Origin of the sequence: Pedobacter sp. MR22-3 (genome assembly GCF_026240075.1) — a bacterium.
In the GTDB taxonomy this organism is placed as follows: Bacteria; Bacteroidota; Bacteroidia; order Sphingobacteriales; family Sphingobacteriaceae; genus Pedobacter.
Genome location: NZ_JAPIVF010000004.1, coordinates 587,667 through 606,029, shown reverse-complemented (window position 1 = coordinate 606,029; position 18,363 = coordinate 587,667). Strand labels below are relative to the sequence as shown.

Annotated in this window: 16 protein-coding genes and 1 tRNA gene; 15 read left to right on the top strand and 2 right to left on the bottom strand. The window is 37.3% G+C overall.

From position 1 onward, the window contains the following. The first annotated feature begins 38 nt into the window (after nt 1-38). The 15 genes from OQ267_RS12430 (at nt 39) to OQ267_RS12360 (ending at nt 16,642) form a co-directional block, all read left to right on the top strand. Nucleotides 39-109, top strand: a tRNA-Trp gene (locus OQ267_RS12430). A gap of 109 nt (nt 110-218) precedes the next feature. Next, on the top strand, nt 219-416 hold the full coding sequence (gene secE, locus OQ267_RS12425; protein WP_010601092.1) for a preprotein translocase subunit SecE: 198 nt from the start codon (nt 219-221) through the stop codon (nt 414-416). 9 nt (nt 417-425) lie between these two features. After that, a complete protein-coding gene (gene nusG, locus OQ267_RS12420; protein WP_029283241.1) occupies nt 426-965 on the top strand; it encodes a transcription termination/antitermination protein NusG in 540 nt (179 codons plus the stop codon). A gap of 119 nt (nt 966-1,084) precedes the next feature. Then, on the top strand, nt 1,085-2,215 hold the full coding sequence (locus OQ267_RS12415; protein ID WP_265836165.1) for a hypothetical protein: 1,131 nt from the start codon (nt 1,085-1,087) through the stop codon (nt 2,213-2,215). Next, nucleotides 2,212-2,676, top strand: coding sequence for a hypothetical protein (locus tag OQ267_RS12410; protein WP_265836164.1), 465 nt, complete (start codon nt 2,212-2,214; stop codon nt 2,674-2,676). Before OQ267_RS12415 ends, OQ267_RS12410 begins: the two co-directional genes overlap by 4 nt. Before the next feature lie 151 nt (nt 2,677-2,827). Then, the gene (gene rplK, locus OQ267_RS12405; RefSeq protein ID WP_010601094.1) at nt 2,828-3,271 is read left to right on the top strand and encodes a 50S ribosomal protein L11; all 444 of its coding nucleotides are present in this window, start codon (nt 2,828-2,830) and stop codon (nt 3,269-3,271) included. 20 nt (nt 3,272-3,291) lie between these two features. Next, nucleotides 3,292-3,990 carry a 50S ribosomal protein L1 gene (rplA, locus tag OQ267_RS12400; RefSeq protein ID WP_029283242.1) on the top strand — a complete coding sequence of 233 codons (699 nt, stop codon included), beginning with the start codon at nt 3,292-3,294 and terminating at the stop codon, nt 3,988-3,990. A 2-nt stretch (nt 3,991-3,992) separates the two neighbouring features. Continuing rightward, nucleotides 3,993-4,514 carry a 50S ribosomal protein L10 gene (gene rplJ, locus OQ267_RS12395; RefSeq protein WP_088302929.1) on the top strand — a complete coding sequence of 174 codons (522 nt, stop codon included), beginning with the start codon at nt 3,993-3,995 and terminating at the stop codon, nt 4,512-4,514. Between the two features lie 64 nt (nt 4,515-4,578). Continuing rightward, nucleotides 4,579-4,956 carry a 50S ribosomal protein L7/L12 gene (gene rplL, locus OQ267_RS12390; RefSeq protein ID WP_029279312.1) on the top strand — a complete coding sequence of 126 codons (378 nt, stop codon included), beginning with the start codon at nt 4,579-4,581 and terminating at the stop codon, nt 4,954-4,956. A 157-nt stretch (nt 4,957-5,113) separates the two neighbouring features. Next, a complete protein-coding gene (rpoB, locus tag OQ267_RS12385; RefSeq protein WP_088302928.1) occupies nt 5,114-8,917 on the top strand; it encodes a DNA-directed RNA polymerase subunit beta in 3,804 nt (1,267 codons plus the stop codon). Between the two features lie 91 nt (nt 8,918-9,008). Further along, complete coding sequence (gene rpoC, locus OQ267_RS12380; protein WP_265836163.1) at nt 9,009-13,295, top strand: DNA-directed RNA polymerase subunit beta'; 4,287 nt, start codon at nt 9,009-9,011, stop codon at nt 13,293-13,295. 89 nt (nt 13,296-13,384) lie between these two features. Then, the gene (locus tag OQ267_RS12375; protein WP_265818750.1) at nt 13,385-13,660 is read left to right on the top strand and encodes a hypothetical protein; all 276 of its coding nucleotides are present in this window, start codon (nt 13,385-13,387) and stop codon (nt 13,658-13,660) included. Nucleotides 13,661-13,736: 76 nt separating this feature from the next. After that, nucleotides 13,737-14,048: a DUF3467 domain-containing protein gene (locus OQ267_RS12370; protein ID WP_029283255.1), complete on the top strand. Its 312-nt coding sequence runs from the start codon at nt 13,737-13,739 to the stop codon at nt 14,046-14,048. A gap of 72 nt (nt 14,049-14,120) precedes the next feature. Beyond that, entirely contained in the window at nt 14,121-15,344 is a 1,224-nt protein-coding gene (locus tag OQ267_RS12365) for an OmpP1/FadL family transporter (protein ID WP_088302926.1), read from the top strand. An 11-nt stretch (nt 15,345-15,355) separates the two neighbouring features. Continuing rightward, the gene (locus OQ267_RS12360) at nt 15,356-16,642 is read left to right on the top strand and encodes an SGNH/GDSL hydrolase family protein (RefSeq protein ID WP_265836162.1); all 1,287 of its coding nucleotides are present in this window, start codon (nt 15,356-15,358) and stop codon (nt 16,640-16,642) included. 50 nt (nt 16,643-16,692) lie between these two features. Here the strand turns inward: OQ267_RS12360 and miaA are convergent, their stop codons facing one another. Next, nucleotides 16,693-17,601, bottom strand: a complete 909-nt coding sequence (gene miaA / locus OQ267_RS12355) for a tRNA (adenosine(37)-N6)-dimethylallyltransferase MiaA (protein WP_265836161.1) — start codon at nt 17,599-17,601, stop codon at nt 16,693-16,695. Nucleotides 17,602-17,676: 75 nt separating this feature from the next. Continuing rightward, on the bottom strand, nt 17,677-18,321 hold the full coding sequence (locus OQ267_RS12350; protein WP_088302923.1) for an IS1096 element passenger TnpR family protein: 645 nt from the start codon (nt 18,319-18,321) through the stop codon (nt 17,677-17,679). Nucleotides 18,322-18,363: the final 42 nt, after the last annotated feature.

The window sequence follows — 18,363 nt, the reverse complement described above, 5'->3', positions numbered from 1 at the left end:
TAAAAAGAGCTAGTTAAGGCTAGCTCTTTTTTATACACACGGGAATAGTTCAACGGTAGAATAGAGGTCTCCAAAACCTTTGATCAGGGTTCGAATCCTTGTTCCCGTGCTTAACATAATGATTGAGTTCTAGAATGAGTGAATGATTGAATTTGAAGGACAGCTTTCAAGACAATATCATTCACTCATTTACTCATTCTCTCATTCAATAATTTGATATGGCTAAAGTAGTTGAGTTTATAAAAGAATCATACGATGAAATGACCAGTAAGGTTACATGGCCTACCTGGGGCGAGTTGCAAAGCTCTGCGATTCTTGTTTTAGTAGCTTCTCTAATCATTGCATTGGTTATTTTTGCAATGGATAAGGGATCTACCTTTGTGTTAGATACTTTTTATAAATCACTTTCTAATTAATATTTACTAATGAGCGATCTAAAGTGGTACGTTGTAAGGGCGGTTAGCGGTAAAGAAAAGAAGGTAAAACAATACATTGATGCTGAGATCAGCCGTTTAGGTTTCTCTCATTTGGTTCCACAGGTGTTAATCCCTATGGAGAAATATTACCAGATGAAGGATGGGAAAAAGATTGCCAAAGAACGTAACTTTTATCCTGGTTATGTTTTAATCGAAGCAACATTAGATGGCGAGTTAGAGCACATCATTAAAGGGATTAATAGTGTGATTGGTTTCTTAGGTGATAAAGCTGGTAACCCAATCCCAATGCGCCAGGCAGAAGTAAACCGTATTTTAGGGGTGGTTGATGAAATGAGCGAACAGGGTGAAACCATGAATGTTCCTTATTATGTTGGTGAAGGTATTAAAGTTATGGATGGACCATTTAACGGTTTCTCTGGTGTGATTGAAGAAGTGAACGAAGAGAAGAAAAAATTAAAAGTGATGGTTAAGATTTTTGGTCGTAAAACGCCACTGGAACTTAACTATATGCAGGTAGAAAAAGAATAATAAGATTTACGATATAAAAAAATTAAACCTCCGGATTTATTTTCGGAGGTTTTTTTATGTAATTAGAGTTATTTATTTTTATTTAGATTAAATAAAAATGATAATTTTGAAAGAAAAATATGCATAGACATTATTTAAGCTTTAGAATAGTTTTAATTATAATTTGTTTTGCTTTTTATGGATGTAAAAAGGATGAAAATTATAAAGAAGAAATTATCAGAAATTCAAAAGCAAAATTTTTAAAGGAATTTAAAAATTTGCATCACAGAAAAGATTATTTAGCAATTGTAGACTGGAACAATTACCGGTTAGTAGAAAATGCTTACAGCAAAATTTATATATTTTCATTTAATAATGAAAGTATTGGAGTAAATTCATATTATTATTACAGTGTTGATTCAGATAATAATATAAGTGCTTTTGTTCGTATTGCTACGGCTATACTCAATTATGATAATATTGTTGGAATAATAAAAACTAGGCCAGATAGTTTAGTCCAGATTTACTCGACAGGCAAGTTTGGAATCTCTACATTTAATGTTTCGGGTAAAAATGGTAGACTAATGTCATTGAACGGAGGTATTCGTGATAATAAGATTAGTTTAGGCGGTTGGAAAGGAATTTCTTACTGTAATAACTGTCATAATGGAATTCCTTTAAATGATGTAATTATAACTGCCCCTGGAAATCCTGATCCCACTTGGAATCCATTTCCCGTAGTACCTCCTGGGCCAGGAGGAGGTACTGGTAATACAAGTAGTGTAGGTAATTTTATTATAGATAAATCAACACAGGATAAATATCCTAAATTTACTGATTTAATAAAGAGACTAGAAAGTTTTGTAGCTAATGATAAAAAAGTTATGGATGCTTTAATAAAGTGGTCAGGCTATAATCGGGAACAAATATTAGAAAAAGTAAAATTTGGTCAAGGCCCAACAATTACTGTTAAAGAATTGACAGGGAAATATGGTTATTTTGATAGAGCAGAAAATCCTGATGTGATAAATATTGATGCAAGTTGGGTAAGAGGTTTAGAAACTGCTAATTTACTTGAAACACAGGAAGCGACAGGTTTTTTACTTGCAGTTACTGCTTTGCATGAATTTGTGCATCAGTCGCGTGCTGCGAATGGATTAGATCGTAATTATGAATATGGTTATGGCTTTGAACAGTCTGCTTTTGGTTTAATAATTGAAAACGATGGAGCGGCTCCTTATAATTATAGATTTAGACTTTATAAAAAATGAGAAAAATAATCATATTAGATATTTGTTTTTGCCTAATAACCATAATTCTTTACTGTTCATGTAAGAGGTATGAAACGAAAAGCATAAATAATAGAGATTCAGTTTTAATACTAAATGTAGCACTAAATCACATTTTAAAACAGAATGTCTTACCAAAAGAATATTATAGTCAGCCTTTACAACTTATTCAACCTAAAGGATTTAATAAAGATGTTAAAATAGTAGTCAATGGAAAAGGGTGTGTCATGCTGCCTGAGGGTACTAAAATCATGGATATTTTAAGTAGAAAAAATATTTATAACCCTATTCCATTTACAGAGGTGATACAATTAGAACTTAAGAATGGGTTAATATACATAGAGATTATTTTCAGATCAACAGGACACGATTTTCAATTGAGAATAAAAAAGAAGGAAGACAGTGGTTTTGAGGTTATTGGAATAAATGAAAGAACTATCTAAGAATTAAAATATTATTTTACTTAATCTATTGTATGACTGCAAGATTATCCATATCTTTGCAGTCCTTTAAGCTTTATAGGAGCTTGAAGGAATTAAATGTTACATGCTTCCAATATTTAACATTGAGTTTTAAATAAACAAAAAACACAAAATGGCAAAAGAAGTCAGTGCAATGATCAAATTACAGATCAAAGGCGGAGCGGCAAATCCATCGCCACCAGTAGGACCTGCATTAGGTGCTAAAGGGGTGAACATTATGGAGTTTTGCAAACAGTACAACGCTCGTACCCAAGATAAAGCAGGTAAAGTATTGCCAGTTGTAATTACTGTTTATGCTGATAAGTCATTCGATTTCATCATCAAAACCCCTCCGGTAGCTATCCAGTTAAAAGATGCTACTAAATTACAGAGTGGTTCTGCTGAGCCTAACCGTAAGAAAGTTGGGTCGGTGACCTGGGACCAGATTAAAGTTATTGCTGAAGATAAAATGCCTGATTTAAATGCATTTACAATCGAATCTGCAATGAGTATGGTTGCTGGAACAGCACGCAGTATGGGAATCACCGTTTCTGGTGACGCACCCTGGAACAATTAATTAAAAAACAGTTTACAACAGTGGCGAAATTAACTAAAAATCAAAAAAAGGCACATGCTAAGATAGAAGCTGGTAAAGCTTATACTTTACAGGCTGCTGCTGCTTTGGTAAAAGAAATCACTACCACTAAGTTCGATGCATCAGTAGATATTGATGTATCTTTAGGTGTAGATCCGCGTAAAGCCAATCAAATGGTACGTGGGATTGCTACTTTACCACACGGAACAGGTAAAACTGTACGTGTTTTAGCTTTGGTAACTCCTGATAAGGAAGAAGAAGCAAAAGCAGCTGGCGCAGACTTCGTAGGTTTAGACGAGTATGTAGCTAAAATTGAAGGTGGTTGGACCGATGTAGACATTATTATCACGACACCAGCTTGTATGGCTAAGGTAGGTAAATTGGGCCGTGTTTTAGGTCCAAGGAACTTAATGCCTAATCCAAAATCAGGTACAGTAACTAACGATGTTGGTAAAGCTGTAACTGAAGTTAAAGCAGGTAAGATTGATTTTAAAGTAGACAAAACGGGTATCATACACGCCTCGATAGGAAAAGTATCATTCCCAGCAGACAAAATTTATGAGAATGCACTTGAAATTATTCAGGTGATCTCTAAATTAAAACCATCTGCTGCAAAAGGAACTTATTTTAAAAGCATTCACGTGTCTTCTACAATGAGTCCTGGAATTGCAATTGAAACTAAATCAGTAGCGGGGATTTAATCATGAACAGAGAAGAAAAAAACGAAGTAGTTTTAGAACTACAAGGACAAATGCAAGAGTATGGCAATTTCTATATTGCTGATACCTCTAGCCTTTCTGTTGAGCAGATTAATAACATCCGCCGCAAATGTTTCGAAGATGATATCATCATGAAAGTTGCCAAGAACTCTTTAATCCGCAAAGCGATTGAAGGTTTAGATGGCGATGCTTCTGAGATATACGAAGCCCTTAAAGGTTCATCATCATTATTATTCTCAAAAACAGCAAACGCTCCGGCTAAGTTGATTAAAGCTTTGAGAAGAACATCTGATAAACCATTGCTTAAAGCAGCATTTATAGATTCATCAGTATACGTTGGCGATGACCAGTTGAATAACTTAGTAAGCTTAAAATCGAGAGAAGAGCTTATTGGCGATATCATTGGATTATTACAATCACCAGCGAAAAATGTTGTATCTGCGCTTAAATCAAGTGGAGGCAAAATTGCAGGAATTGTTAAAACTCTTCAGGAAAGAGAAGGTTAACGAACACCTTAAGTTCGCAAATAAAACAAAATTATTTTACGTAAAAATTTAAAATCTTAATAAAATGGCAGATTTAAAATCGTTTGCTGAGCAATTAGTAAACTTAACCGTTAAAGAAGTTAACGAATTAGCTCAAATCTTAAAAGACGAGTATGGTATCGAGCCTGCAGCTGCTGCTGTAGTTGCTGGTCCTGCTGCTGGTGGTGATGCACCTGCTGCTGCTGCAGAAAAAACATCTTTTGATGTTATCTTAAAAGAAGCTGGTGGCGCTAAATTAGCAGTTGTTAAACTTGTAAAAGACTTAACTGGCCTTGGTTTGAAAGAAGCAAAAGACTTAGTTGATGGCGCACCAAAAGAATTAAAAGCTGGTGTTACTAAAGACGAAGCAGAAGCGCTTAAAAAACAATTAGAAGAAGCTGGAGCAGTAGTTGAAATTAAGTAATCACTTAATTTAGCTTAGCTAAAAATGTATTAGACACCGACTGAAAATGTCGGTGTCTTTACCTGTTTATAAACACCTCATTTTGTTTGGTTAATGAGAATGTTTCAAACCCGAACCAAGCAAATAGTTTATTCTTAAACTAAAATCTTTTAGTCCATTGGCAAAGACAGTCGAACAAAGAGTAAATTTTGCAACTAGTAAGCACATTATAGACTATCCGGATTTTCTGGATGTGCAATTGCAATCATTCAGAGAATTTTTCCAGATAGATACCACATCAGACGATCGCTCTAGCGAAGGTTTGTTTAAAGTGTTTGCTGAGAACTTTCCAATAACAGATTCAAGAAATATCTTCGTATTAGAATTTCTTGATTATTTTGTTGATCCGCCACGTTACGATATACACGAGTGTATTGAGCGTGGATTAACCTACAATGTTCCATTAAAAGCAAAGCTAAAGCTTTCTTGTAACGATGTTGAACATGAAGACTTTGAAACCATTATCCAGGATGTGTATTTAGGTACCATCCCGTATATGACACCAAAAGGTACATTTGTGATTAACGGTGCTGAACGTGTAATCGTTTCGCAATTACACCGTTCTCCTGGTGTGTTTTTCGGCCAAAGCCGTCACACTAACGGAACCAAATTGTATTCTGCACGTGTAATTCCTTTTAAAGGTTCATGGATCGAGTTTGCTACAGACGTAAATAACGTGATGTATGCTTATATCGATCGTAAGAAAAAATTCCCGGTTACCACTTTATTACGTGCCATCGGTTACGATTCTGATAAAGACATCTTAGAACTTTTTGATCTTGCTGACGAAGTAAAAGTTAGTAAATCAGGTTTAAAGAAATATATTGGTCGTAAACTGGCTGCTAGAGTTTTAAAGAAATGGGTCGAAGATTTTGTAGATGAAGATACAGGTGAGGTAGTTTCTATCGACCGTAATGAAGTGATTCTCGAAAGAGAAACCGTTCTTGAAGACGAACACATTGATATGGTAATTGAAGCGGGTGTAAAAACCATTATCCTTTCTAAGGAAGATGGTGCCAGCCAGGCCGATTATACCATTATTTATAATACATTACAAAAGGATACATCAAACTCAGAAAAAGAGGCTGTAGAAAACATCTATCGTGCTTTGCGTAACGCAGAACCACCTGATGAGGAAACTGCACGTGGTATCATTGACCGTTTATTCTTCTCGGATAAACGTTACGATTTAGGAGATGTTGGTCGTTACCGCATCAACCGTAAATTGAAAATGAATACTCCTGATGATGTAAAAGTATTAACAAAAGCGGATATTATCGCAATTGTTAAATACCTGATCAAACTGATCAACTCTAAAGAAGAAGTGGATGATATTGACCACTTATCTAACCGTCGTGTACGTACGGTAGGTGAGCAGTTGTACGCACAGTTCGGTGTTGGTTTAGCTCGTATGGCCAGAACCATCCGTGAGCGGATGAACATTCGCGATAACGAGGTTTTTACACCAACTGATTTGATTAACGCCCGTACGTTATCATCAGTAATCAACTCTTTCTTTGGTACCAATCAGTTATCTCAGTTCATGGATCAAACGAATCCATTGGCAGAGATTACACACAAACGTCGTTTATCAGCTTTAGGCCCAGGTGGTTTATCACGTGAAAGAGCTGGTTTCGAGGTACGTGACGTTCACTACACGCACTACGGTCGTTTATGTACAATTGAAACACCGGAGGGACCAAACATTGGTTTGATTTCATCACTTTGTGTGCATGCAAAAATCAATAACCTAGGTTTCATTGAAACACCATACAAACGTGTTGAAGATGGTAAAGTAGTTGTAGATTCAGACGTGATTTATTTATCTGCAGAAGATGAAGATGGTAAAACCATTGCTCAGGCGAATGCAGAATATGATGATAAAGGTAACTTCATTACACCACGCGTTAAAGCACGTTATGAGGGTGACTTCCCGATTATTGAGCCTGAGAAATTAGACTTGATGGATGTTGCGCCTAACCAGATTACTTCAATTGCTGCATCGTTGATTCCGTTCTTAGAACATGATGATGCGAACAGGGCTTTGATGGGATCGAACATGCAACGTCAGGCCGTGCCATTGTTACGTCCTGAAGCGCCAATTGTTGGTACAGGTTTGGAAGGTCGCGTTGCCCGTGACTCTAGAACGCTGATCAATGCAGAAGGCGACGGTGTGGTAGAATATGTAGATGCAAATGAAATCACCATTAAATATGAGCGTAACGAAGATGATCGTTTGGTTTCATTTGAAGGCGATAGCAAAACTTACCGTTTAATTAAGTTCAAAAAAACCAATCAGAATACTTGTATCAACTTAAAACCAATCGTTAAGAAAGGTCAGAAAGTTACTAAAGGACAGGTTCTTTGCGAAGGATATGCTACTGAAAATGGTGAATTGGCATTGGGTAGAAACCTGAAAGTGGCTTTCATGCCTTGGCAAGGTTTCAACTTTGAGGATGCGATTGTAATCAATGAGCGTATTGTTCGTGATGACGTTTTCACTTCATTGCATATTGAAGAATTTGAATTAGAAGTACGTGATACTAAACGTGGAGAAGAGGAATTAACACCAGATATCCCGAACGTTTCTGAAGAGGCTACAAAAGACCTTGATGAAAACGGTATTATCCGTGTTGGTGCTGATGTAAAAGAAGGTGATATTTTAATTGGTAAGATTACGCCAAAAGGTGAATCTGATCCTTCACCGGAAGAGAAATTACTACGTGCAATCTTTGGTGATAAAGCAGGTGATGTGAAAGATGCATCTTTAAAAACGCCTCCTTCCATTCAGGGTGTAGTAATTGATACCAAATTATTCAGCCGTGCTAAGAAAACAACAAAAGCGGAAGAGAAATCAGCGATTGAAAAATTAGACAAAGATTATAATCAGATCACTGAGAAGTTAAAAGCAGAATTAGTTGACAAGTTATTCACCATTGTAAATGGAAAAACCTCACAGGGTGTATTCAACATTTACAAAGAATTATTGGTGGCTAAAGGCGCGAAATTTACACAGAAAATTTTAGCTGATCTTGAATTTGCACACATTAGCCCTAACAAATGGACTACTGATGATGACAAAAACGAGATGATTAAAATGTTGCTCCACAACTACGGTATCCGTGTGAATGAAGAACTTGGCGCTTACAAACGCGATAAATTTGCGATCAGTGTAGGTGATGAGCTTCCTTCAGGAATCGTACAGATGGCAAAAGTTTATGTGGCTAAGAAACGTAAATTAAAAGTAGGTGATAAGATGGCAGGTCGCCACGGTAACAAAGGTATTGTTGCACGTATTGTACGTGATGAGGATATGCCTTTCTTGGCCGATGGTACACCGGTTGATATTGTGTTGAACCCACTGGGTGTACCTTCACGTATGAACTTGGGTCAGATTTATGAAACTATTCTGGCATGGGCTGGTCAGGAATTGGGTGTGAAATTTGCTACGCCGATTTTTGATGGTGCAACCCATGATGAAGTAGAAGAGTGGATCGCTAAAGCAGGTGTTCCGGCTTCCGGAAAAACCTACTTATACAATGGTTTAACAGGTGAGCGCTTCGATCAGACGACCACAGTAGGTATTATTTATATGCTGAAACTTGGTCACATGGTTGATGATAAGATGCACGCCCGTTCAATCGGACCATATTCATTAATTACACAACAGCCATTGGGTGGTAAAGCTCAGTTTGGTGGTCAGCGTTTTGGTGAGATGGAGGTTTGGGCATTAGAGGCATTCGGTGCTGCTAATATTCTTCAGGAGATCTTAACCGTTAAATCGGATGATGTGATCGGAAGGGCCAAAACTTACGAAGCCATTGTTAAAGGTGAAAACCTGCCAACTCCAGGTGTACCGGAATCGTTTAACGTATTGGTACATGAGTTACGCGGTTTAGGTTTAGATATTACGTTAGACTAATTGAATGAAAGAATGAGTGAATGAGCGAATGATGGGTAACTGTCATTCAATCATTCAATCACTCAATCCTTCAATCATTAAAGAAAGAGATATGTCTTACAAAAAGGATAATAAATTAAAAAGCAATTTCACATCAATCACGATTAGCTTATCGTCTCCGGAAATTATTCTGGAACGTTCAAGCGGTGAGGTGTTGAAACCTGAAACCATTAACTACCGTACTTACAAACCTGAACGTGATGGTTTGTTTTGTGAGCGTATTTTTGGTCCGGTAAAAGATTACGAATGTCATTGCGGTAAATACAAACGTATCCGTTATAAAGGTATTGTTTGTGATCGTTGTGGTGTTGAAGTAACAGAGAAGAAAGTACGTCGTGAGCGTATGGGACACATCGCATTGGTGGTGCCTGTTGCGCACATCTGGTATTTCCGTTCGTTACCAAACAAAATCGGTTATTTATTAGGTTTACCTACTAAAAAATTAGATTTAATTATCTATTACGAGCGTTACGTAGTGATCCAATCAGGCTTAATGGCTGAAGAAGGGATCAACTATATGGACTTCTTAACAGAGGAAGAATATTTAGATATCTTAGATAAATTACCTAAAGAAAACCAATACTTAGACGATAAAGATCCTAATAAATTCATCGCCAAAATGGGTGCTGAAGCATTAGAAGACTTATTGAAGCGTATTAACTTAGATACCTTATCTTACGATTTACGTCACCAGGCTGCTAATGAAACTTCTCAACAACGTAAAAATGAGGCTTTAAAACGTCTGCAGGTTGTTGAAGCTTTCCGTGGTGCCAATACCCGTATCGAAAATCGCCCTGAGTGGATGATTGTTAAAATCGTTCCGGTTATTCCACCAGAATTGCGTCCATTAGTTCCATTAGAAGGTGGTCGTTTCGCTACTTCAGATTTAAATGATTTATACCGTCGTGTAATTATCCGTAACAACCGTTTAAAACGTTTGATCGAGATTAAAGCACCAGAGGTAATTTTACGTAATGAAAAACGGATGTTGCAGGAAGCTGTAGATTCGTTATTTGATAACTCACGTAAAGTTAATGCGGTTAAAACTGAAGGTAACCGTGCTTTGAAATCACTTTCAGATATCCTGAAAGGTAAACAAGGTCGTTTCCGTCAGAACTTATTAGGTAAACGTGTGGATTATTCAGCCCGTTCTGTAATTGTTGTAGGGCCCAGCCTAAAATTACATGAGTGCGGTATCCCTAAAGATATGGCTGCCGAGCTTTACAAACCGTTCATTATTCGCAAGATGATTGAGCGTGGTGTGGTAAAAACAGTTAAATCTGCCAAGAAAATCGTTGATCGAAAAGATCCGTTGGTTTGGGATATTTTAGAAAATGTATTAAAAGGTCACCCGGTATTATTAAACCGTGCACCTACACTACACAGGCTGGGTATCCAGGCTTTCCAGCCAAAATTAATTGAAGGAAAAGCCATCCAGTTACACCCGTTAGTGTGTACCGCATTCAACGCCGATTTTGATGGTGACCAGATGGCTGTCCACTTACCGTTAGGTAATGCAGCAATTTTGGAAGCCCAGGTATTAATGTTGGCCGCACATAACATCTTGAATCCTGCAAACGGTACGCCAATTACAGTACCATCTCAGGATATGGTTTTGGGTCTTTATTATATTACTAAAGGCCGCAGAACAGATGAAACGAGGGTTGTAAAAGGTCAGGATTCAAATTTCTATTCTCCGGAAGAAGTGATTATCGCTTATAATGAGAAAGAATTAGACCTGCATGCTTTCATTAAAGTAAGAGTAAATGTGAAGCAAAACGATGGTTCCATCATTAATAAATTAACTGAAACTACTGTTGGTAGGGTATTATTTAACCAATTGGTTCCTGAAGAAGTAGGTTATATCAATGAGTTATTAACTAAAAAATCGTTAAGAGATATTATCGGTGAAGTAGTTAAAATGACTGGTATGGCCCGTGCTTCTCAATTCCTGGATGACATCAAAGAATTAGGTTTCAAAATGGCTTTCCAGGGAGGTTTATCGTTCAACTTACAAGACGTAAACATTCCGGTAGAGAAACATACTTTGTTAGAACAGGCAGCTGCTGAAGTTGAAGAGGTAAGAAACAACTATAATATGGGTTTCATTACTAACAACGAACGTTACAACCAGATTATCGATATCTGGACCCGTATCAACAACAGGTTAACTACTTTCGTTATGACTCAGTTATCGTCAGATAACCAAGGTTTTAACTCAGTTTACATGATGCTTGATTCAGGTGCACGTGGTTCGAAAGAGCAGATTCGTCAGCTTTGCGGCATGCGTGGTTTGATGGCGAAACCTCAGAAATCAGGATCAGGTGGTGATATCATTGAAAACCCTATCTTATCAAACTTTAAAGAAGGCTTATCGGTATTAGAGTATTTTATCTCTACTCACGGTGCGCGTAAAGGTTTGGCAGATACGGCGTTAAAAACGGCAGATGCGGGTTACTTAACCCGTCGTTTACATGACGTTGCACAGGATATGATTGTGAATGATAACGATTGTGGTACTTTAAGAGGTATGTATACTACTGCTTTAAAAGATCAGGAAGATATCGTTGAGCCATTATACGACAGGATTTTAGGCCGTACTTCATTACATGATGTGTATAATCCTCTGGATAATACATTATTAGTAGGTGCGGGCGAAGATATAAACGAGGAAGTTGCTAAATTGATCGAAGAATCGCCTTTAGAAGGTATTGAGATTCGTTCAGTATTAACTTGCGAGGCAAAACGTGGTGTTTGTGCATTATGTTATGGTCGTAACCTGGCATCTGGTAAACGCGTTCAAAGAGGTGAGGCAGTTGGTGTAATTGCAGCACAATCAATCGGTGAGCCGGGTACACAGTTAACACTTCGTACTTTCCACGTGGGTGGTACTGCATCTAACATTGCGGCAGAATCAAACATCGTAGCTAAGTTTGATGGTGTGATCGAATTCGAAAATATCCGTACTGTTGATACACAAACAGAAGATGGTACAGTTCAGGTGGTATTGGGTCGTTCAGGTGAGTTCAAAATTGTTGAACCAGGAACAGGGCGTATCATTGTAACCAATAATATTCCTTATGGTGCATTCTTATTCGTTAAAGAAGGAGATAAGTTATCAAAAGGCGACAAAATCTGTTCTTGGGATCCGTACAACGCGGTTATTCTTTCAGAATTTGCCGGTAAAGCACAATTTGATGCCATTATTGAAGGTGTTACCTTCCGTGAAGAATCAGATGAGCAAACTGGTCACCGTGAAAAAGTGATTATTGATACCCGTGATAAAACTAAAAACCCTTCTGTTCAGATTGTGGATAAGAAAGGTGAATTTATCAAAGGTTATAACATTCCGGTAGGTGCTCACGTTTCGGTTGATGAAGGTGAAAGCATCCAAACTGGTCAGATTATCGCTAAGATTCCTCGTGCTACTGGTAAAACCAGGGATATTACGGGTGGTTTGCCTCGTGTAACAGAGTTATTTGAAGCACGTAATCCTTCAAACCCAGCTGTAGTAACTGAGATTGATGGTGTGGTAACTTTAGGTGGCGTGAAACGTGGTAACCGTGAGATTACCATCGAATCTAAAGATGGTGAAGTTAAAAAATACCTGGTTCCATTATCTAAACACATCCTTGTACAGGATAATGACTTTGTAAAAGCGGGTATGCCTTTATCTGATGGTTCAATTTCTCCAGCGGATATCTTATCTATTAAAGGTCCGGCAGCGGTTCAGGAATACTTAGTAAATGGTATTCAAGAGGTTTACCGTTTACAAGGGGTAAAAATTAATGATAAGCACTTCGAGGTAATTGTTCACCAGATGATGCAAAAAGTTCACATTGAAGATCCGGGTGATACGATTTTCTTAGAAAACAATGCCGTTGACCGTTGGGATTTTGCTGACGAAAACGATGCGATGTATGACAAGAAAGTTGTGGAAGATGCAGGTGATTCTAACGATTTCAAACCAGGTCAGATTGTTTCATTACGTAGATTAAGAGATGAAAATTCTCAATTGAAACGTAAGGATTTAAAACAGATCACGGTTAGAGATGCAAGACCAGCGACAGCAAGTTCTATCTTACAGGGTATTACAAGAGCTTCATTGGGTACTAAATCGTTCATTTCTGCGGCTTCGTTCCAGGAAACTACGAAAGTATTAAATGAGGCGGCGATTGCAGGTAAACGCGATAATATGTTAGGCTTGAAAGAAAATGTGATCGTTGGTCACTTAATCCCTTCAGGTACTGGTGTACGTGGTTACGAAAGAATCATCGTGGGTTCTCAGGAAGAATACGATAAATTATTGGCTTCGAAACAAGAAGAAGTAGAAGCTTAAAATTTAAATACTTTAAATCAAGTCCTCCACCAAAAGTGGGGGACTTTTTTGTTTGGAATAGATTTTTTGTTTTCTATAAAAATAAAATAATGAGCGTAACAGAAATTCAACTCTTTCAGCTTTTAAAAGCTAAGCTTGGAGAACAGGAAGCTGAACAGTTGGTTTCTTTTGTGAAGGAAGAAGTTAGATCTGAATTTGATAATAAGAGAGAAACCTTAGCTACTAAGGAAGATATCGCAAATACAAAAGAATATATTTTACAGGTAAAATCTGAGCTTTCAAAATTTATTTACTTGGTTGGACTTATTCAATTTTTAGCTATTGTTGGTGCTGTAATAGGTTTCATTAATTTTATGATGAAATAAATTATAAAAGAACTTATTTTTAATATTACATTTAATTCCGCTATCAAGTAGCGGAATTTTTTATTTTTGATCTATTATGGAAGAACAACAAAACGAAAACCAACTAAATATAGAGCTATCAGAAGAAATTGCAGAAGGTATTTTCTCTAATCTGGCTATCATCACACATTCTAATACCGAATTTGTACTGGATTTTATCCGGGTAATGCCGGGCATTCCTAAAGCGAAGGTGAAATCACGTATTATTTTAACACCTGAACATGCTAAACGATTATTAAGTGCACTTGATGATAACATTCAAAAATTTGAAGCCATAAATGGCCGGATTAAAACACAGGAAGAGCCGCCATTTCCAATGGGCTTTGGCGGACCAACTGCGCAGGCTTAATATAATTTCTTATTCTAAATATTTGCTTGCTATGCCAGCATAATATATATTTGTGTATAACCATATATAAAAATGAAAAAAATTTTATTGAGCGTAGTACTTTCTGTCCCGCTGTGGGTGTTTGGACAGGGTTTCCAGGTTAACTTACAAGGGCAAAAGCAGATTGGTATGGCTGGTGCAGGATCTGCATTGGCTTTAGATGAAGCTTCAGTCTTTTATAATCCGGGGGCTGTTTCTTTTCTGGAAAAGAACTCTATTTCTGCCGGCGTAAATCCTTTGTTATTTAAATCGGCATTTAAACAAACGGGATCAAATATCACGGAGAACGTTAAAAATAAAATTGCCCCTCCTTTCGAAGCTTACGCTGTATGGGGTCCCAAGTCCAATAAATGGAAATTAGGATTGGGCGTTTATACACCTTTTGGTGGTTTGGTCGATTGGGGTAACGATTGGTCCGGAAGATATGCATTAACCTCTTTGAATTTAAAGGCCATATATTTCCAGCCGACCTTAAGTGTAAAAATTACAGAAAACATTGGTATTGGAGCAGGGTTTGTTTATAACCATGGAGAGGTAAATCTTCAAAGGGCATTACCCGTAAATTATCCTGACGGAAGATCTGGCCATGCAACATTAGAAGGCACGGGTAGTGGTTATGGATGGAATGCAGGTTTATATATTAAAACGCAAAGTAACATTACCTTCGCTGTCGTTCATAAATCAAAGGTAATTACAAAGTTAGAAGGAGGATCTGCAACATTTGATGTGCCTGAATCATTAAGGGGCGCATTTCCTGCAGGGAATACTTTTAATGCTGAATTGCCATTACCTTCTACTACGTCTTTAGGTATAGGTGTGCCTTTATCAAAAAATACTGTTCTGGCCTTCGATGCCAGTTGGGTACAATGGCATATTTATCAGGATTTAACATTTGATTATGCAATCAATACACCTCAGTTAACAGATAGACCTTCAGAAAGAAATTACCGTGACGGATCATCATTTAAATTGGGTATTAATCACCAGGCTTCAGAAAAACTGGCATTACGTGCAGGAGTGGGGTATGCATTTTCTCCCGTTCAGGATGGTTATGTTACACCGGAAGCACCGGATGCTGACCGTTATATCTTAAGTGCAGGTGTGGGTTATGCACCAACAAGACATTTTGAACTGAATGCATCATTCTTTTTTGAAGACGTTAAATCACGTCAGCAAAAGAACAAAGAAACCGGATTAGATGGTACGTTCAAAACATTGGTTTATGCACCAGGTCTTTCATTAACTTATAAATGGTAGGAGATATCAACATGAAAAAAATTATATTCAATAGTCTTGTTGCTGCTACCATATTGTTCGCAGCATCTTGTAAGCCTGAAATTGAAACACCAGCTGCAACAACAGCAGGTACAGCTAATTTTAGCAAGTATATTGCCATAGGTAATTCCTTAACCTCTGGCTATGCTGATGGTGGTTTGTATTTAGAAGGCCAGAAAGTGGCTTACCCAAATTTATTGGCAGCCCAAATGGCTACCGTTGGGGGTGGAAGCTTTACTTCTCCATTTTTTAGTGATAGTCAACCTAATGGCTCTGGTTATGCAAGTTTAACGGCACTAACCAATGGTAGTCCGACCATTAGCCAGGTTACTACTGGTACAGCTTATGTAGGGGCTGGCAAACTGGCTAAATACTCAGGAGAAATTCAAAATTTAGGTATTCCAGGAATGCGTTTGGATTTAGCTTTTGACCCGACATTTACCTTTAGTGCGGCAAATATGTTTTTTGAGCGTTTGCTTACGGATGCCCAGGTGGGTAAAGTAAATTATGCAGCTTATATTCAGGGCAGAAATCATACTTTTTTCTCTTTATGGTTAGGTAATAATGATGTGTTGGGTTATGCGCTGAATGGTGGTGTTACTACAGACGCGACAACTGTGCTTACTGAAAAAGCAACTTTCTCTTTCTTGTATACCAATATGCTTAATATTTTAACTGCTGGCGGACAAAAAGGTGTAGTGGCAACCATTCCGGATGTTACGGCTGTACCTTATTTTAATACGGTAACGCCTGCGGCTTTATTAGCTGCTGCCAAAGCCATTAACCCTGCCGCTGCAGCAATATATATTCGAACAGGTGCTGGTGCGGTAAGGGTTGCAACCAGTGAAGATTTAATCAGATTGCCTTTTCAAACTGCCGGATTGTTGGGTACCGGAAGTATACCCTATGGCTTACATCCATTAAATCCTATAGCTAATAATTGGGTGTTAGACAAAGATGAAGTGGCAAAGGTTAAAGATTATGTAAACAGCTATAACAGTACTATTAAATCACTGGCCAATAACAAAGGCTTAGCCATTGCCGATACCTATACTTATTTCAATACGGTGAAAGCAGGGATTAATGTTCAAGGGGTTAATATCAATGCTGCATTTATTACCGGAGGTGCTTTTTCTTTAGACGGTATCCATTTAACACCACGTGGAAATGCTGTCATTGCCAATGTATTTGTTGATGCCATTAATACGAAATATGGTTCAACCATTCCAAACATTGATATTACTAAATACAGAGGTGTGAAATTTCCGGATTCAAAATAAGATTACATCTAGATATTTTAAAGGGGTTTGCCATTTAGCAAATCCCTTTTTTATTTCATCACACTTTCAATATATTTAATGACCACTTGCTGTTGGTTTGGCTCAAACCACCTGATTTCCTCATCCCGCCTGAACCAGGTAAGCTGTCGTTTGGCAAACCTGCGTGTATTTTGTTTAATATTTGAAACCGCTTCTTCAATTGGCAGCTTTTGATCTAAATAATCAAATATTTCACTATAACCCACTGTATTTAGTGCATTATAAGATCTAAATTCAGTTAATGATTTCACTTCTTCTACCAGTCCATCATGTATCATCTTATCCACTCTGCTATTAATTCGATTGTATAAGGTTGCCCGCTCTGTATTTAAACCTATTTTGATGATGTTAAAAGGCCGTTCTTTCTTTGTGGCAGATAACATGGATGAAAGTTTTTGTCCGGTTGATAAAAAGACTTCCAGTCCGCGGATCATTCTTTGGGGGTTTTGCTGATCTACTTTGGCATAATATTCAGGATCATGTTTTGCAAGTTGTTCCCGGATAGGGGAAATCCCCTCTGTTTTGAAAAGATTATTGAGTTGATCTCTGACAGCCAGATCTATTTCCGGCATTTCATCCAGACCATTAATTAGCGCATTTACATATAATCCCGATCCACCCACCATAATGGCTAAATCATGCGTTTTAAAAATTTCATCCAGCACTTTTAAACCCTCGATTTCAAAATCTCCTGTACTAAATAATTGATTAACAGAATGGGAATTTATGAAGTGATGTTTTGCAGCTGCCAGTTCAGTTTGAGTAGGCTTAGCGGTACCTATTTCCATTTCTTTATAAAACTGTCGCGAATCTGCAGAAATAATTTCTGTTTGAAAATGATTAGCCAGTTCAATAGCCAGTGCAGTTTTGCCAATAGCAGTTGGCCCTACAATGGAAATTAATGTTTTTAAATTAGACATGAGGAGCTGTATAAAATAAAAGCTGCCAATTTTAATGTTTGACAGCTTTTATAATTGCATATAAGTTGGTATTAATTAATAATCATCTTTGGTATCGTCTTCAAAATGATCATTATCTGAAAATTCATCTCCAAATTCATCATCTTCAGATTCTTCATCATCGTCTCGTTCTTTCTCATTGATACCCATTTCACCCATCGCTTCGAGTTCATCTGTATCTTCAGGAACAAAGTTTAATTCGTTTAAAAAATCGAACTCACCTACAGCTGTAGCCGAATTTTCGGCATCATCAACACTCACTGCATTTTTTTCAAATATTTTGGGTGCCTCGCCTGAACTCTTGGCTAAAAATGGATATTCTATATTTGGATCAGCATCCAGAACGATTTTAACCAGTTCCACATGAAAATCAAAGGGGCGTTCAAAATTATAAATGTAATAGAATTTCTGATGCGGATCTTCTATAAAGCCACTTAGTTTAGAGTTTTCCATCAACACTACACGATCCTTTTTTCTCTCATTGGGTAAGTAGGCAATTTCGTCACCTTTTAACCAGTTATCTGTACTGACATAAAATGAAGAAGGTTTTTCAGCATTGTATCCTGTAGATTTATGGATAGCCTTGTGCAGGTCTTCAAATGTTTGGTTTGATTTAATGTCGATCTCTCTCACCACATCATCAAAATCTTCGAAAGTAATTCTAAACTTATAAATAGCCATTATTGTATTTTGGAAACCGTAAAAATAAAATTAATTATATTA

Excerpts from the sequence above, each read along its gene's own strand:
- secE (WP_010601092.1), top strand. The coding sequence starts at position 219 with ATGGCTAAAGTAGTTGAGTTTATAAAAGAATCATACGATGAAATGACC.
- nusG (WP_029283241.1), top strand. The coding sequence starts at position 426 with ATGAGCGATCTAAAGTGGTACGTTGTAAGGGCGGTTAGCGGTAAAGAA.
- OQ267_RS12415 (WP_265836165.1), top strand. The coding sequence starts at position 1,085 with ATGCATAGACATTATTTAAGCTTTAGAATAGTTTTAATTATAATTTGT.
- OQ267_RS12410 (WP_265836164.1), top strand. The coding sequence starts at position 2,212 with ATGAGAAAAATAATCATATTAGATATTTGTTTTTGCCTAATAACCATA.
- rplK (WP_010601094.1), top strand. The coding sequence starts at position 2,828 with ATGGCAAAAGAAGTCAGTGCAATGATCAAATTACAGATCAAAGGCGGA.
- rplJ (WP_088302929.1), top strand. The coding sequence starts at position 3,993 with ATGAACAGAGAAGAAAAAAACGAAGTAGTTTTAGAACTACAAGGACAA.
- rplL (WP_029279312.1), top strand. The coding sequence starts at position 4,579 with ATGGCAGATTTAAAATCGTTTGCTGAGCAATTAGTAAACTTAACCGTT.
- rpoC (WP_265836163.1), top strand. The coding sequence starts at position 9,009 with ATGTCTTACAAAAAGGATAATAAATTAAAAAGCAATTTCACATCAATC.
- OQ267_RS12375 (WP_265818750.1), top strand. The coding sequence starts at position 13,385 with ATGAGCGTAACAGAAATTCAACTCTTTCAGCTTTTAAAAGCTAAGCTT.
- OQ267_RS12370 (WP_029283255.1), top strand. The coding sequence starts at position 13,737 with ATGGAAGAACAACAAAACGAAAACCAACTAAATATAGAGCTATCAGAA.
- OQ267_RS12365 (WP_088302926.1), top strand. The coding sequence starts at position 14,121 with ATGAAAAAAATTTTATTGAGCGTAGTACTTTCTGTCCCGCTGTGGGTG.
- OQ267_RS12360 (WP_265836162.1), top strand. The coding sequence starts at position 15,356 with ATGAAAAAAATTATATTCAATAGTCTTGTTGCTGCTACCATATTGTTC.
- miaA (WP_265836161.1), bottom strand. The coding sequence starts at position 17,601 with ATGTCTAATTTAAAAACATTAATTTCCATTGTAGGGCCAACTGCTATT.
- OQ267_RS12350 (WP_088302923.1), bottom strand. The coding sequence starts at position 18,321 with ATGGCTATTTATAAGTTTAGAATTACTTTCGAAGATTTTGATGATGTG.